Annotated in this window: 9 protein-coding genes; 5 read left to right on the top strand and 4 right to left on the bottom strand. The window is 42.6% G+C overall.

Annotated features, from left to right (window positions below; translation table 11 throughout):
• Positions 1-57 precede the first annotated feature (57 nt).
• Positions 58-486, top strand: coding sequence for a hypothetical protein (locus M23134_RS01685; protein ID WP_002693276.1), 429 nt, complete (start codon positions 58-60; stop codon positions 484-486).
• Here M23134_RS01685 and M23134_RS40860 read toward each other — a convergent pair.
• On the bottom strand, positions 466-615 hold the full coding sequence (locus tag M23134_RS40860; protein WP_002693274.1) for a hypothetical protein: 150 nt from the start codon (positions 613-615) through the stop codon (positions 466-468). The two genes, M23134_RS01685 and M23134_RS40860, sit on opposite strands and share 21 nt — an antisense overlap.
• 222 nt (positions 616-837) lie before the next feature.
• Between M23134_RS40860 and M23134_RS01680 the strand changes: the two genes are divergently transcribed.
• Together M23134_RS01680 and M23134_RS01675 are read left to right on the top strand one after the other, a co-directional pair.
• A complete protein-coding gene (locus tag M23134_RS01680) occupies positions 838-1,287 on the top strand; it encodes a hypothetical protein (protein WP_002693271.1) in 450 nt (149 codons plus the stop codon).
• Positions 1,288-1,641: 354 nt separating this feature from the next.
• Positions 1,642-2,190 (top strand): hypothetical protein, encoded by a 549-nt coding sequence (locus tag M23134_RS01675; RefSeq protein ID WP_045112818.1) that lies wholly within the window; start codon positions 1,642-1,644, stop codon positions 2,188-2,190.
• Between the two features lie 328 nt (positions 2,191-2,518).
• Here the strand turns inward: M23134_RS01675 and M23134_RS01670 are convergent, their stop codons facing one another.
• Positions 2,519-2,914 carry a hypothetical protein gene (locus tag M23134_RS01670; RefSeq protein ID WP_002693266.1) on the bottom strand — a complete coding sequence of 132 codons (396 nt, stop codon included), beginning with the start codon at positions 2,912-2,914 and terminating at the stop codon, positions 2,519-2,521.
• 370 nt (positions 2,915-3,284) lie between these two features.
• On the opposite strand from M23134_RS01670, the gene M23134_RS01665 reads away from it, so the two are divergent.
• Positions 3,285-4,349, top strand: coding sequence for a hypothetical protein (locus M23134_RS01665; protein WP_157558291.1), 1,065 nt, complete (start codon positions 3,285-3,287; stop codon positions 4,347-4,349).
• 21 nt (positions 4,350-4,370) lie between these two features.
• Here the strand turns inward: M23134_RS01665 and M23134_RS37365 are convergent, their stop codons facing one another.
• Complete coding sequence (locus M23134_RS37365; RefSeq protein WP_002693260.1) at positions 4,371-7,211, bottom strand: PAS domain-containing protein; 2,841 nt, start codon at positions 7,209-7,211, stop codon at positions 4,371-4,373.
• Between the two features lie 632 nt (positions 7,212-7,843).
• Here M23134_RS37365 and M23134_RS01655 point away from each other — a divergent pair.
• Positions 7,844-8,461, top strand: a complete 618-nt coding sequence (locus tag M23134_RS01655; RefSeq protein WP_002693255.1) for a hypothetical protein — start codon at positions 7,844-7,846, stop codon at positions 8,459-8,461.
• Positions 8,462-9,287: 826 nt separating this feature from the next.
• Here M23134_RS01655 and M23134_RS01640 read toward each other — a convergent pair.
• Positions 9,288-13,859: a HEAT repeat domain-containing protein gene (locus tag M23134_RS01640; protein ID WP_002693251.1), complete on the bottom strand. Its 4,572-nt coding sequence runs from the start codon at positions 13,857-13,859 to the stop codon at positions 9,288-9,290.
• Positions 13,860-14,593: the final 734 nt, after the last annotated feature.

Below are 14,593 nucleotides of genomic sequence, written 5' to 3'. Positions count from 1 at the left end.
CATTTACTTTAAACACCGTATTATACAATTAGAATCAAGCGATAAAATCAATGCCTTATGGAATACCCTCATGCCGTTGTTTTTCCTGAGTTGTATCAAAACAACGCCTATTTTATTGACGAACAACGTACTTATGAAGTAGCCATTGTATTGGCAGATAACACTACGGTATATATAGATGAGGCTCAACGTGAGTTGCTTGCCAAAATATTGCAATCAGTCAAACTGTCGTTGTTAAAAGCCAAGGTAATTAATGTCGAAAATTTTGATCCTACAGCCCCTCCACAGTTGATTTTTCTGTCCGAAAAAGTGATTAGTTTTGGAGTAGATTTATCTTCTTATGGACACTTACTCAATGCAGAAAAATACCAGGTAACGCCCCTCAAGGAACATCAGTATATAATGGCTGACACATTAGGTGAAATTGCCGAGGACAAACAAAAAAAGATTCAACTTTGGCAGGGTCTAAAACAAATGTTTGGCTAAAACCAATACTCCAGCCTCTAATGTAGGAATAGACAAAAATAACTTTCCCCCTGACGCTTCGTTGCCTTGGAGTTTTCGCCAGAATTGTGAGCTTTTTTTGGCAGTAAGTAGCAGCAAGTAATTAGCCATAAGCTACAAGTAAGAGTAACTTGCTCATAATATGGCAGTTACACCTACTTCATTAGGTATGTTTAATCCTGCCTTGGTACTTATCACTAACTACTCGCGTAAAAAATACCTCGTCTCAGAAAAAAACCTTTACCTTGAAACTGGGCAACTTATTTTTGCACTATTCCTTAGTTTTTTTGGTTTATATTACTAAATTGTTTGAACGAACTATACTATTACACTATGAATAAAAAGCTTTTTGAAAATGAATACGTGCAAACTTCTCTCGTATTTATCAATCAGGAACAAACTATCTATAGCTACCGCTGGAAACAAGCCAACAAATACCTCAGCCCTGAAATGTATCAAACAGAAACCAGACGCCACCGCGACTATATACAAAAGTACAAGCCTACTTTTGTGATGGCTGACTTTCAGGAATCTCAATTTATCATCTCAGCTGATTTGCAGCCTTTTGTAAAGACACAGGTATTGGATAAAATGGTAGAAACAGGCACCAAAAAACTGGCAATTATTCCGCCCGAAGACAATGTTTTAAAAATGTCGATAGAACAAACCCTGGAAGAACAAACCGCCGCCCCTTATGCCATTCGTTTTTTTGAATCGGTAGATGAGGCAAAAATATGGTTTGTTAAAAAAGACATCTGGCACGCCTACGCTCACAAGCTTTAACCTCCTTTTGCTCCATACTTGATGATGACTGCGGGTCTGTTATTTTTCTGATACATACAGGCGCGCAGCAACACTTTTGCTTTGCTTAATGTAGGCTCACCCCAAGTTTTCAATTAATGAACTCCACTTATGCTTTTTAACCTGGTACTTGCCACTGCAAAAGCAATGGTGCCTAAGGTAGCCACCCACCAAACCAGCAACCCCCAAATTTTGATGACCTAGTGGGCTGTTCAGAATGCCAACTCACCATGCTACCTCTATAAAAGTACGTGTTTTTTCACAAAAAAACGGCTGAGTATCCATACTTATCAGCTTTTTTTGCATACTTTGAGTAGTAAACCTATTGACAAGATAATGACAGAAACTAGTTACAAATACCAACAAGAAATGGCATATAGGCCATTCAAAAAAAGAATAATAAGGGCTACCCGCTCTTTGCTTATTATTCAGGGCATTGTGTTAGCCGTATTCATTTCTTTTAGCTACAGGTTAAACTCTATTTACTTATTACTGTTTGCCTTGAGTGGTATATTGCTTTCTTCGGTCCTGTTTTTATATAGAATCAGAAAAAGGGTATTTTACTTTTTAAAGGGCATTCGCATTACCAACGATCATATTGTAAGCCTGGAGCTATACCGCAAAAATGAAAAGTTTGACCACCAGTTGAACCTTGAAAGCCTGGATGTGGCACTAAAAACCGTAGGGGGTGGGCGTAGTGGACGTTTGACGTTCATCATTGAATTTTCTTATGAGGGTAAGTTGTTGGGCAAACAAAGCGATTTGGGTAAGTGGAAAAGTGGGCAAATAAAAGAGCTTTTTTCAACCATCAAAAACTTCAAAGGGGAGGCTTTGACCAGTGAAGAAGCCAGTTTGCTAAAAACAAAAAGGGGGTTTTTGAAATAAAAAGGCAGAGAGGGGCTTATCTAAAGTAACCCCCTCTCTCCTGCTCTATATGGTTAAAATTGTTTGGCTGGTACTATGGAGGCTTGCCTGAGTTGCGCAGCATTCGGTACCCACGCTGTTTTAAGTGTTCCTTTAGGGCACTTGAAACTTATGGTAAAAAGAAGTCTTCGATCTTTACAAGACAGGCTTTCTAGCCGAATGGCTAAATAGACTGATTAGTCCGGAGTTAATTAGTCCGGAGTCGGTAGCTCCCCACGCTGGTTTAAGTCTTCTAAAGGAAGACTTAAACCAGAGGGTTTACAGCTCGCCAGAGAACATAAGTCGCACTCTAATGTCTCGCCAACCATTTTTCAGCCTGGGTTATATTGTTAAAAGCGGGATATTCAAAGGTTTGAGAGGCTTTGCCTTGTACATTTTTGGCGGCATATTTGGCAAACACATCATTATTCAATAACAAAGCCCCATGGGTTAGCCCATTTTTTACCAATGTGGGGTAATACTCCTTTACCGCCCATTCTTGCATAGAAGGAGTAGTACCTTTAAACTCGCGGAAGTCATTCAATACTTTATGAATCCTTAAGCTTATAAAAAACTCTCTTGCTTTCAGCAAAACGCGCTTAAAGTCTTCTTCTTTCATAAAGCCCCTGATTTGTAGGCACATATATTGGGCTTGCGAGTTATAAGAGATGGTGGCAGAGACCGACTCAAAATAGGTGTTTATCATAACTGTGTGTATTAATCTATATATTGCTATTACGCACAGTTTGACCTAAGTATTAACCTTTTCGATCAATGACGTATTTTGCATGACCAAATACTTATTTGATAAAATATACTATGAACGGGATAAAAAACCGTTTTTAGGTTCCAATCTTTGTACCGCATCGCGTGCTTGCAGAACGGAGCAACCATTTTAGCCATTAAGCGAAGCGTAACAATGAGCGGAGCGACAACCATTAGAATAACCAGGTTTCGGTTAACCATGCCGTTCCAAGTATACAACTGATGTTAAACCTAAAAATGCCTGAGTTTATTAGCTAATATTTTGTAACTTAGAAGCTTACAACTTACATAACACCAAGCTTTAACTTTCAATGTCTTCTATAAAACTCAGGTATTCTAAAATATTTTTTGGCGTTGCCTCCATCTTATCAATGATTATTTTATTTGTGTTGCCGGGCTGCAAACAAAAAAAAGACAAGTCGGCTTCATCGCAACCCAGTCAAGGTAAAGTGGCAGCGCCTGCCAAAGCAACCCCTACTTTGGACACACCCACCCAAACACGTATACCTTACCCTCAAAAAGCACCTGCCGGACAGTTTTTTTACCTGACAAAAAACTACACCAAAGCTGCACTTGACCAAGTGAAAAAGAAGGAGTTAGACAGTTGGAACAAAGAAATTAGTCAAGAGTTTGGGCTTACCTTTAAAACCAAATACACCCAAAAGTATTTCAACATTGCCTACCGCTGTTCTCAAGAGCAAGTAGACTTCTTATTGTATAACCTCAAGATGTTTTTTGAGCCTACCTATCCCAAATACTTCAGGTATGAGCCCTCTTTTCCTTTTAAGATTGTGTACTTTGGTAGCAAAAAAGAGTATAGCCGCTATACAGGCTCTGAAGCTTATGGGTTTTATTTGCCCAAAACCAAAACATTGTACACCTACGCCAACTCTGGCGAGGGCACCTTATGGCACGAGTTGGTACACGCCTTTGTAGATGCCAACACTCACCACCAGGTACAACAATGGTTTAGCGAAGGGTTGGCGTCTTTTTATGAAATGGCTGCCGTGTATGGCAACAAGTTTCACGAGGGCTACACCAATTGGCGCCATCCTACGCTCAAGAAAAAAATCAGAAAAAAGGAGTTTTTACCATTGGCCGACTTTATGCAAGAAAAGTATATGTCGGAGGGGCACGGGTACGCCAAAGCGCGTTTTTTGTTTTGTTACCTATGGATACACCGCAAGATGCCTGATTTTGTCAATGCTTACTTATACGAGCTTGCGCCCAAATATAAGGGCAAGGAACTGGGCAAACAAGCCATCAAAACCCTGGAAAAAATGCTGGATAAAGATATTGCTGCCATCGAACAGGATTATAAAAAACGGGCGCTTACTTATGGTAAAATGAGCAGGCTCAAAAAAATTAAAAAGTAATTTCGCTCTACCCACAACGCGTTAAACCAAGGGCACTCTAAACCCTACGACTAACACATCGTCGAGTTGTTCGCAAGTATTGCCCCGCCAGTCATTAAATGTCTTGTCTAATGCCTGGTGTTGTTCGCTCATGGGTTTATCGTGAATATTTTCGAAAGTTTCGTATAAACGCTTACGCATAAATTTGCGTCCACGCTTCCCCCCCATTTGGTCTTGGTAACCATCCGAAAACATATAAAAAGTTTGATTGGAACTGCTAATGCGCACAGTATGGTTCGTAAACGACTCAAAACCAGCCCGTTGATAACCTCCTATGCTAGAGCGATCACCTTTCGCCTGTTGTAACTCGCCATTGTGCAGGTACACCAGCGGGTTTTTAGCTCCGGCAAATTCAATTTGTCGATGTTGTTTATCAATGACACACAGTGCCATGTCCATCCCATCCTGGTTGTCGAGTTCGTCTTGTTGAAGCGCTACCCTGATTTTAGCATTGAGTTCATTGAGTATAGCATCGGGGGCAATCATTCGCTGTTCGTTGACAATATCGTGCAACAACTGGTTGCCAATCATACTCATAAATGCCCCTGGCACCCCGTGTCCGGTACAATCTACTGCTGCAATCACCACCTTGTTTTCCAATGTAGAAAACCAATAAAAATCACCACTTACAATATCGCGGGGTTTATACAAAATAAACAATTCGGGCAAGTCTGCTTTCATTGTATTTATTTGGGGCAGGGTAGCTTCCTGTATTTTCACTGCATACTCTATACTATCAGTAATGCTCTTGTTTTTGTCAGCAATCAACTCATTTTGAGTAACCAGCTCTTCATTCATTTCTTTTACCCGGTTCCGTTCGTTTTCCAGCTCCAGGGTGCGCGCTTTTACTTTGTCTTCCAGGTGTGCCTGATAAGACCTCAAATCTTCTTCCAGTTTCTTCTTATGGGTAATGTCAAATCTAATGGCCAGGTACATATAAGGTTTACCTATGTCGTTCAAAAAAGGAACAATGGTAGTATCTACCCAATAAAAAGAACCATCCTTTGCCCGGTTTTTAAACTCATTTCTCCATTCCTTGCCATTGGCTATAGTCACCCACATATCACGGATAAATTCAGGGGGGTGTTCACCCGAATTAAGCAATCGATGGTCTTGCCCCATGAGTTCTTCCCGGTGGTATTGCGATATTTCACAAAACTTGTCATTTACGTAAGTAATCTTGCCTTTCACATCGGTCATTGCTACAATGGCGGCAGCATCTAAGGCAAATTTATAATCGTTGAGTTCCAGCACTTGCTGCTTGAGCCTGGTTTCAAAATTTTTCTGAAGGGTAATGTCAAACCGTACCGCCATATACATATAAGGCTTGTTTTTTTCATCCAAAAAAGGCATAATGGTAGCATTGACCCAGTAAAAAGAGCCGTCTTTTGCCCGATTTTTAAGCTCTCCGTTCCATACCTCCCCCCGACTAATGGTTTGCCAAAGGTTTTGGTAGAGCGCAGACGGGTGCACATCAGACTTTAGTAGGCGGTGGTTTTGTCCCATTAACTCTTCCCGGCTATACTGCGATATTTCACAAAACTTGTCATTTACATAAGTAATGTCGCCCTGCATATCGGTGGTAGCTACTATAGCGGCATTATCAAGTATTTTACGGTAACTCTCCAGCAACCCCTTGGCACGCTTAAGATGTGAAATGTCCTGGGTAATCCCTATAGCTTTGACAGGCTGTTGCTTTTCGTCATAAATGACCTCTGCCTCAGAATGCAAAAAATGCCATTTATCAGAGTTGGGCGGTGTAATACGGTATTCAAGCTTATAAGGGGCGTGGTGCTCTACCAAGTGCTTTACCTTACTCAGCACTTTAGGAGCGTCTTTGGGGTGTACTTGTTGCTTTAGGGCGTCTATGGTAACCTTGAAACTATTGGGCAAACCATAAATTTTATACATCTGTTCATCCCAGTGTATTTTCTGAGTTTTTAAGTCAATTTCCCAGCTTCCCATCTGGGCTATTTTCTGGGCTTTTACAAAGCTTTGGTTGATTTCACTCAACTGGGCGTTATTCTTTTTTTGTTGCTTGATAAAGACATGTAACCCTGATGCCATTCTATTGAAAGAGCGAAACAGTTGGGCCATTTCTTTATTGGCTTTCGCCGGAACAGGCAAATTGCCCCACCTTTTGGCATAAACTCCTTTAGCCAATTGTTTTGAAACCTCGTTTAGCTCTAGTAAAGCCTCAATGATGGAATACCTGACATAGCGAGATACCCAAAATATGCCTATGCCAAGGCAAAAAAGACTGCCCAAGACTACCAAGCCTATAGTAACAGAGCTGAATTGGGCGTGCCGAAAGATTTGTTGGTTTTGCTGTTGTATGGCAGGCTGTACACGGCTATTAATCATTTGATGCAATGCTTGTTGCTGTTGATTGAGCCTCAAAATCAGTCTCTTTGCTTCAGCTTGCGACAAAGAGTCGGCTACTGGTTTTTGCAAAATGGTATCGACAAGCCCCACAAAACCCTGGCATACTTTTATGAAGTTACTTTGATTATTTATAGTATTATTCTTGGCAGCAAACTGTTGAAATCTAGTCAGTTGATTAACCATGTCTTTTCGAATATTGAGGGCACTGTCGCCATACGACGCTTGTTGAAAGTAGGCGCGCATTTTCACAGCATCAGACATTTTGAAGGAGAGCACATCTATTTTAAAGACAGCATCTTCGAGCGGCTCTGCCACATTTACCAACTGTTTTACGTCCTGTCGCAGCTGCATGCTTTGCCAATACACAATGCTACCTGCAATCATCAACGCTATAGCCATTCCCCCAAAACTCAGCCTGAAAAACTTATTTATTCCCATTTTTGATAATTCTAAAAAAGATGTATTCTATGGTTATATTTCCAATGCAGTAATTCACCCAAAAAGGTCAAACTGCAAAGTTGCCAAATGTTTGCTTTACCCCTTCAAACAACTATATTTTGTATAACAAAAGCCCCCGAAAAATCGGGCAACACCCCTTCAACAAAGTCAGTGTTTTATTTGTTTGGCAATCACAAGGTTTTATTTTTTATTAGGTAGGCCAGTAAAACTACAAAAATAACCTCCCCCACTGAACATCGTCTCTGATCATTGCACTTCTTTGAGATTACTTTATCTTTTCCATTTTACTTAGGTTGTTAGGCGACTCAAAATTGACGCCCTTTTAGGGCAAAAAAAATGACTTGGATCATATTTAACAAAATTAACAGTTTGAACGTATATCCTGCACCTACCCATGATAAATCGACAAAAGGCAAAAGCCGTTATTTTCATTTAGGCCCAACAAGAAAATACACTGAAAACATTCAATTTATTACTCACGATATTTACTAATTAACAGGTAAAATAAGTATTCAGGTTTTAAGAAAAATTCCAAAGTCAAACCGCTAAAGCTCCGTTCCTGGGCGGGCATATTACCAAAGATGACGAACTTTATTAAACTACACACAAAAATGTATACACAACTTTTAACCGACTACCTGGCAGCACACCAACGACTGCCCTATATAAAAGATACTCAGGTAATTAAGGAAGTGTTTGAACGTAACCGCCTAAAAGTTACTGATGAGTTGTTAGACTTTCAACTGCGTTATGCGGGCTACTTTCACAAGTTTCCCCCACACTCTTTTGTTTATGGACTCTTGCACAAACACAGTGAATACTTGCCTGCTTTAGACCTTGATTTTGACGATGACAACCCCCGTAGGGTACTCATTACCTGTATGGACTGCCACCCTTCGCACGCCAGGGCGCTCGATGCCAGGGGAGTTTACTATAAAGATTATGCGCCCGTTGCCGAAAACTTCACCAAATACCTCATGCAACGGGCTTTGTTTTGGCGAGAGACACAAACCCGACCATGGCAAAATATTCACCTGGCAGCCCATGTACAGCAAGCCATCAGGGAGGAACAAAATGGCAAAATAGAGGAATTTATGCTTCCCCAGGTTTCTGACAAATACAGCCAGATATACCATGTAAGAGAACTTATGATTAAAGTAGAACCAGAGCAAATCATTGCCTGGAAAGTACGTGGTTCCAAGCCTCAACTGTTTTACTTTAGCTTGTAACAATACAATCAAGCTATTACTTGAAACTGTACACTTTTTTATAGCAGATAAGCCTTGATTTTTTTGATAGTTTTACAGCATAAAAATAGCTGCTAATCTGCTGAGTTGTAGAGTAAAACCTGGTTTCGTTTCCCTCAGGCATCCGTTCATTTCCTTGAATCAAGTTCGGTTCATAACTCTGAGCTTGCCCTCGGAGGATCATGGATTTTCTGTAGCTAAAAAAACAAACCAAAAAACCCATTCAAATGCCTTTTGTAGGGGCAATCCTTTATGGTTGCCCTAGCGTAGTAAATTTCATCGCTTGGCGCCCCTTAGTATTTTGAGAGGTTTGGATGCTTCCATTCATCCAAGCCTTCTGACAACCGACCCCGATTCCGACTCCAGCACCTGAAGGTACTTTTCAATATTCCGAAAAACAAGCGTAGAAGGTAGGTTAAACGCACTATGAAAAAATGTTCATATTTATAGGCATAAGAACCACATAAATCTAATCCTGATTAGTAAATGTTGCTCAAGATTATCCGACTTTTTCGGAGTTTTAAGGACTATGTCATTTAACTAAGTTTTTTTTGATACTCTGCCTATTGTAAAACATATCATTTGTGTGAGAAATAGTTTCCAAATGATAATAGTGCGTTTAACCTACGTAGAAGGTTGTTCTGCGATTATTAATGACGCACTTTTGGTTGCTTGTGAAGACACAAGCAACGGCGTAAGAGCAGCATCAAAACCCATTCAAATGCCTTTTGTAGGGGCAATTCTTTATGGTTGCCCTAGCGTAGTAAATTTCATCGCTTGGCGCCCCTAATGACGCATTGTCTAGGGCTTAAAACAAAGCCAGTACCCGCTCCAATACCTTTCTTCTATCGGGACGTTGCCGGGGCAATTCAATCTCAAGCTGCTCAATGGCTGCCTCTCTCTGATGGAGCAAAGCATTTTGGGCTGCTTGCCCAATGCTTTTGTCTTTGTGAAAAAGTAGCTTGATAAAGTGTGGTATAGCTTGTGTATAATGCGCAAAAGTAAGGGTACGAACTGCAGTTTTTAACAAATCTAAATGATCGGTATGCAACAGTTTAAAACAAAGCTCCAGATAGTCTGCCTGGGGCAAAGTCTTCTTAAGCAAACGGAGGCATAACACTTTCAGGTCACGGTATTTTTCATGAAAAACAATGTATTCCATCAACTCATTGACCACAGGTGGTGAGTCTTCGGAAAAGTTTTTCAATGCTTTGCGCACTATCTGACCATCAGCGAATTGCTGTGTTTTTACTGCCTCACAAAAACGTTTTTCAAAATCTGCCTTGGCTTGGGCGGGCAAAAAAGTAAGTGCCAGCAACTCTTGGGCAAAGACTTGAGTAATGAGTTGGGTAACCGTTGGTGCCACTACCGGGTAGGCATACAACTCTGCAAGCCAGTGCAACTGTTGGCGAGGGCTAAACCTTGCCATTTGCGTTGCCATATATTGCAAGCATTGCACGGCTTCAGTGACAGCTGTTTTTGCTAACTTCTTAAGCGATTGCAGCGCATTTTCCACTTCGTCTACAACCTCATAGTCTGTGTGTTGTATATCTATCTGCCATAACAATATCTCATGCATCGACTCCATACAATGCTGCCGCAGGGCTTTGATCATAGCCTTTGGTGGGGAGCCTTGCCGCTCTAGCTGAGCAAGCAACCAAGTCAATACCTCGGTTTTGAGGTGTACATCGTACCCTGCAAACACTCCCGCAAAATCATTGGCTAACGAAGGCAGGGCGGGCAACCTACATAATACCTGCACAGCGGGCAAAGGGTGAGGCAGTTGGGTACAAAGCTCAAGCAATACTGAAGACAACCCTGGACAAAACAAGGTACCGGGCAAACTTTGCAACCAGGTCAATATATAAATGCATCCCTCGGTATTTGCCCGCTTCAGCATGTCCAATAGGTCAGGGGCTATTGGTGCCACCTCTTTAATCCAGTTCAGCCAATGCCACGCCCCTTCATCAAGCAAAGGCTGTAATATTTGCCATTGCCTTTCGGCAGATAACAAGGCAAAGTTACGTTGCAACGCCCAATGTGTATCTTCTTTTATGGTCTCATTGGCTACTTGGGTACTCTGCAACAATTGTCGCAACAAATCATTGCCAAAAGGCGAAAAGTCGCTTCGCTGCTGTAGGTACTTCAGGGCATTGGGGTGACAAGTCAATTGTTGTATTTGGGTGGGGTCAAGTGGTTGGTGCTGCCAAAAAGTAAGCGGTTTGCCCTGAAGATATTCTTCAAAACTTAGCTGGATCAATGCCGGATGTTGTGCCACTTTTTTAAGCCTGCCCAACAAAGTGTCTTGCTCCTCAACGCTGCATTTTTTGTACAAATTCAGAGCTTCCTCTACCAAAAGCGATTGCTCTGCTGCCTCCATCAGCCCCCACAAATGTACTTGCTGCCCAAGGCTGGCACGTTTAAACAGCATTTGCTGTACCCAATAAGCCGACTTGCCCACTACCGACAAGAGCCAATCTGCCAAGGCTACTTGTTGCTCTTGTTTTGCTTGACTTTTTGTGGTCTGATTTTTTACGGCAGGAGCCTCATACAGCTCAAGCAATACTGCTGTCAAGTGCTTTGACACCATCCCCGATGCATCCAATAACTTTCGGATAGTTGCCACATTTCTACCTGCATTGAGCCAATGATCCAGCACCGCCTTTAGCCCCTTTCGGGGAATAAAATAACGCAGTAAAAATATCAGCTCAGGAGGGTTCTTATAGTGTAGCAAATTGTGCCACTCCAGGGTTTCTTGTGTTTCGTTTAAACTTAACACCTCCCAACCCCAGCTTTTGGCACCTCCACTGGCGTTGGCATATAGCAAACGAGCTTCTTCATCAGTCAAGGTTAGCTCATGCTGATACATCAGTGTACACCAGGTAGCCAAGTCATGCGGCTTTGTAGTAAGGCTTCTCAAATAATTGCCCATCAGTTCACGCGTTGCAGGCAAGGCATTGAGCAAGGCAGGTTCATTGTCTATAGCTTTGCGCAAATCAGTCACTTCGCTGAGCAATTGACGTAGACTTGCTTGCGATTCATACCATTGCTTTACCCATTGCTCAAGTTGGCGGGCATTTTCTATGTCGTGTTCCTGTTTAAGGTCAGAAGGCAAATCAAACAATGGGTAGTTGGTCGCAAACTGCACCAATTGTTCGGGTGGGCACAAATCGGCAAGGGTATAACTCAAAAAACGTTGCTTGATAGGCGAGTTTGCTATCGACAGCTCGTGCAATAACACAAAAGGCATATTTGCCCCCAGAATGCCCTGCAATACTGAGATAATAGTGGAACGCAACCCCGAATTATCATTATTCATCAACAACTGGGTAAGTGGCCACACACATTGTTGGGTACCATGTGTTTTCAAATACGCTACCGCTGTTTTTTTAATGTTCATATTGCGGTGTCGCAACAAAGCGATGACCTCCTTTTCGTGATTGCCTTCTGGCATTTGAGTCAGGGCAATCAGTGCTTGGCGCAAAGTAAAAATATCTTGGTTGGGGTGCAAAAAACGCCTGATCAGGTAAAATGCTTTGGGTTGATGACTTGCTCCCAAACAGGCAATATAAAATTTAAGCACGTGGGGATCTTTAGAGGCGGCTATTCCTTCGAGCAAACCTATGTCAAAACGATGATCTATACATTCGGTCAGGTAGCCCAAATACCGCTGTAGCACCGCTGATGCCTGTACTTGTGGCAACCTGGCAAGTATGGACTCTGCCAGTAATTGGTTGGCCTCTTTACTACCCGGTGGGGTACGCCTGGCAATGCGTTGAGCAAGCACCTGGGCACATTGCCAGGCAGCCATTTGTATGTCTTCGTTGGTGTTTCCCAGTTTTTTTATTACCAAGGGCAACACCTCTGCATTGCCTTGTTGTGCCAACTGACGCAGGGCTTCAGTTTGGGTATCAACGACTGGTTGATCAAGCGCGCTCAGCAAAAAAGGCTGAGCACTTGGGTGTAATGGTTCACACAAGTAAGGTAATAGCTCAAAACGTCCGGGCAGTTGGTGCGCCTGCAAATACTCATAAATCGGCGCAGGGTTGTCAGCCAATTGTAACAACAAGGGCAAGGCTTGGGCTTCAAACGAGGGCAGGCGTTTTTTTTCTCCTTCCATCTGCAATACCTGCTTAAGGTAGGCTACAGTTTTTGCCCCACCCAAACGCTGCAAAGCACTCAGACAAGCCGTAGGATGCACCGAAACATAAGCCAGGAGGGTGTCTTCAGCAGGGTGATAATCCAGCTCAACCAACGCCCGCACAAGTTGCTCAAAATGATTGGGATAACGATTGTCTTGCAAAAGTTCGTGCAGCATTTTTTTTGCTGGATCACTCTTCAATGCTGCCAATAGAGCAATCCACTTTTTTGGAGTAACAGGATGATGTGCTGCGTACCCTGCCAGTTTTTGCTCAAACCTGCCGTGCAACAATATAGCCAGTTGCCGGGCAGATAAAATATCATAAGCAAAGTAAAAATGTAACAACGATGTCATCTGCGCCTCATGGCAAAATACCCCATCGTAAGCCATCGCCAACAAGTGCTCAAGCAGTGCTTCGCTATGGGCAGTATACACCCTCAACCACTGCACCAGCGTATCGGCCAAATGGGGAGTGGCTTGCGCCGATAATACCTCTAATGCCACTAGTTTTGTATCGATGCTCCATTGTGGCTCTTTTATTACTTCATCAAACAAAGGGTGGGCTCTCCACAGGGCAAGTATTTTCAAGCCCAGCACTTCAAACTTTGGTCCCCGGTTCATCAGTTTTCTACAGGCTACTTCTGGACATTGCTCAAAGCAAAAGTAAAAGTCTTTCAACAAGCCATACACTGCCTGAAGCTGCCAATGGTCTGCATGTTTCAACAAATAAAGTATTGCTTCGCAAAGCATCTCATAAGACAGCAACGCCTGCCCAATACCCAAACGCAACAGGTAAATCAAAGTGGTGCTCCAGGGTTTATCCTCTGCCATCAACACCTTTAGCAAGGTTTCATGGCTGGCTTTACTACGGGGTTGCAACGTGTGCAAGGCTTTAGCTAACAAGTGTTTGTCTTTGCCTTGCATGGCTTGCTCAGGCGCCACAGCCAACCAGGTTTGCCACCACTTGAGCCTTACTGCCAAAATCAATGATAAGTCATCTGGATCAAAAAAATCGTCTACCGATGCATGGCAATGCCACACTTCGCTTAATGCTACCTGGGTTTCATAAGACAGTTGGGGCAATTGGGCTACCCAAGCCTCAAACCAAGGTTTGACCGAGGCAAAACCAGCAGAAGTGAGCTTAAGGGCAAGCTGACAGGCAAGACAAATGTCTGTGTTTTTTTGCTGGGCAATTGTCTGTATTTTTTGCTGTAAAGCTTCTATGTTTTTTGTATTCATAAGCGCATCTCTAAGAAAAAGCAACCAAAATCTTTGGGTGTAAGCCTGATAAGTTACTCTACCCTGCTATTTTTTCGCCTCGGTTTGCGTCTCCACAACCGAGTTTACGAGTCCTTAGATACTGCTGAATGTCGGTGCTCAGCAAAGCTAAACCGCCTCATCGCAGCGTCTGAGAACATTATTTTTGAAGGTTTCGATCAGCTCGTGGAGACACGAACTGAGGCGATGACGGTACTAAGTAACGTGTTCGCCCCGTAAACGGGATTTCGGGCGTAGCCCTCAACAATAACCCCGATAAGAAATCGGGACTTTGAAGCTGTCCGATTTAGAATAAATTAGCTTCGCAGAGCTTGAACTTCGTTCTGCGGTTCGCTTCACTGCCTTTCGTTATTTTTATTGCCCGTAGTACCGTCCCACGGTCTGGCTCAACATCCCCCGGATGTTGCCTTGAGCGCAAAAACCGATGGCTAAAGCTTCGCTTTGCCGAGCTCTGCCAAAGGCTAAGGGATAAGAAAGTAATTAATTACCCAACTTAAAAAAATGGCATACACACTTGTACTTTGAAACAGTATACTCATTTGCGTCGTGTCTGACCAACAGCGCCTTTCTTTCCGCCGGCGTATGCACTCCTTCGCTAGGGCGACCATTCCGATAAATCGCGAACTTCCATTGCATTACAGCAAGGGATTGCCCCTACAATAAACCTCTTGATTTATGCATAAATGTTTGTATAT

Origin of the sequence: Microscilla marina ATCC 23134 (assembly GCF_000169175.1) — a bacterium.
Lineage (GTDB): Bacteria > Bacteroidota > Bacteroidia > Cytophagales > Microscillaceae > Microscilla > Microscilla marina.
Note: the sequence above shows the minus strand (reverse complement) of the source record. Positions and strands in the feature narration are given on the sequence as shown.

Excerpts from the sequence above, each read along its gene's own strand:
- M23134_RS01685 (WP_002693276.1), top strand. The coding sequence starts at position 58 with ATGGAATACCCTCATGCCGTTGTTTTTCCTGAGTTGTATCAAAACAAC.
- M23134_RS40860 (WP_002693274.1), bottom strand. The coding sequence starts at position 615 with ATGGCTAATTACTTGCTGCTACTTACTGCCAAAAAAAGCTCACAATTC.
- M23134_RS01680 (WP_002693271.1), top strand. The coding sequence starts at position 838 with ATGAATAAAAAGCTTTTTGAAAATGAATACGTGCAAACTTCTCTCGTA.
- M23134_RS01675 (WP_045112818.1), top strand. The coding sequence starts at position 1,642 with ATGACAGAAACTAGTTACAAATACCAACAAGAAATGGCATATAGGCCA.
- M23134_RS01670 (WP_002693266.1), bottom strand. The coding sequence starts at position 2,914 with ATGATAAACACCTATTTTGAGTCGGTCTCTGCCACCATCTCTTATAAC.
- M23134_RS01665 (WP_157558291.1), top strand. The coding sequence starts at position 3,285 with ATGTCTTCTATAAAACTCAGGTATTCTAAAATATTTTTTGGCGTTGCC.
- M23134_RS37365 (WP_002693260.1), bottom strand. The coding sequence starts at position 7,211 with ATGGGAATAAATAAGTTTTTCAGGCTGAGTTTTGGGGGAATGGCTATA.
- M23134_RS01655 (WP_002693255.1), top strand. The coding sequence starts at position 7,844 with ATGTATACACAACTTTTAACCGACTACCTGGCAGCACACCAACGACTG.
- M23134_RS01640 (WP_002693251.1), bottom strand. The coding sequence starts at position 13,859 with ATGAATACAAAAAACATAGAAGCTTTACAGCAAAAAATACAGACAATT.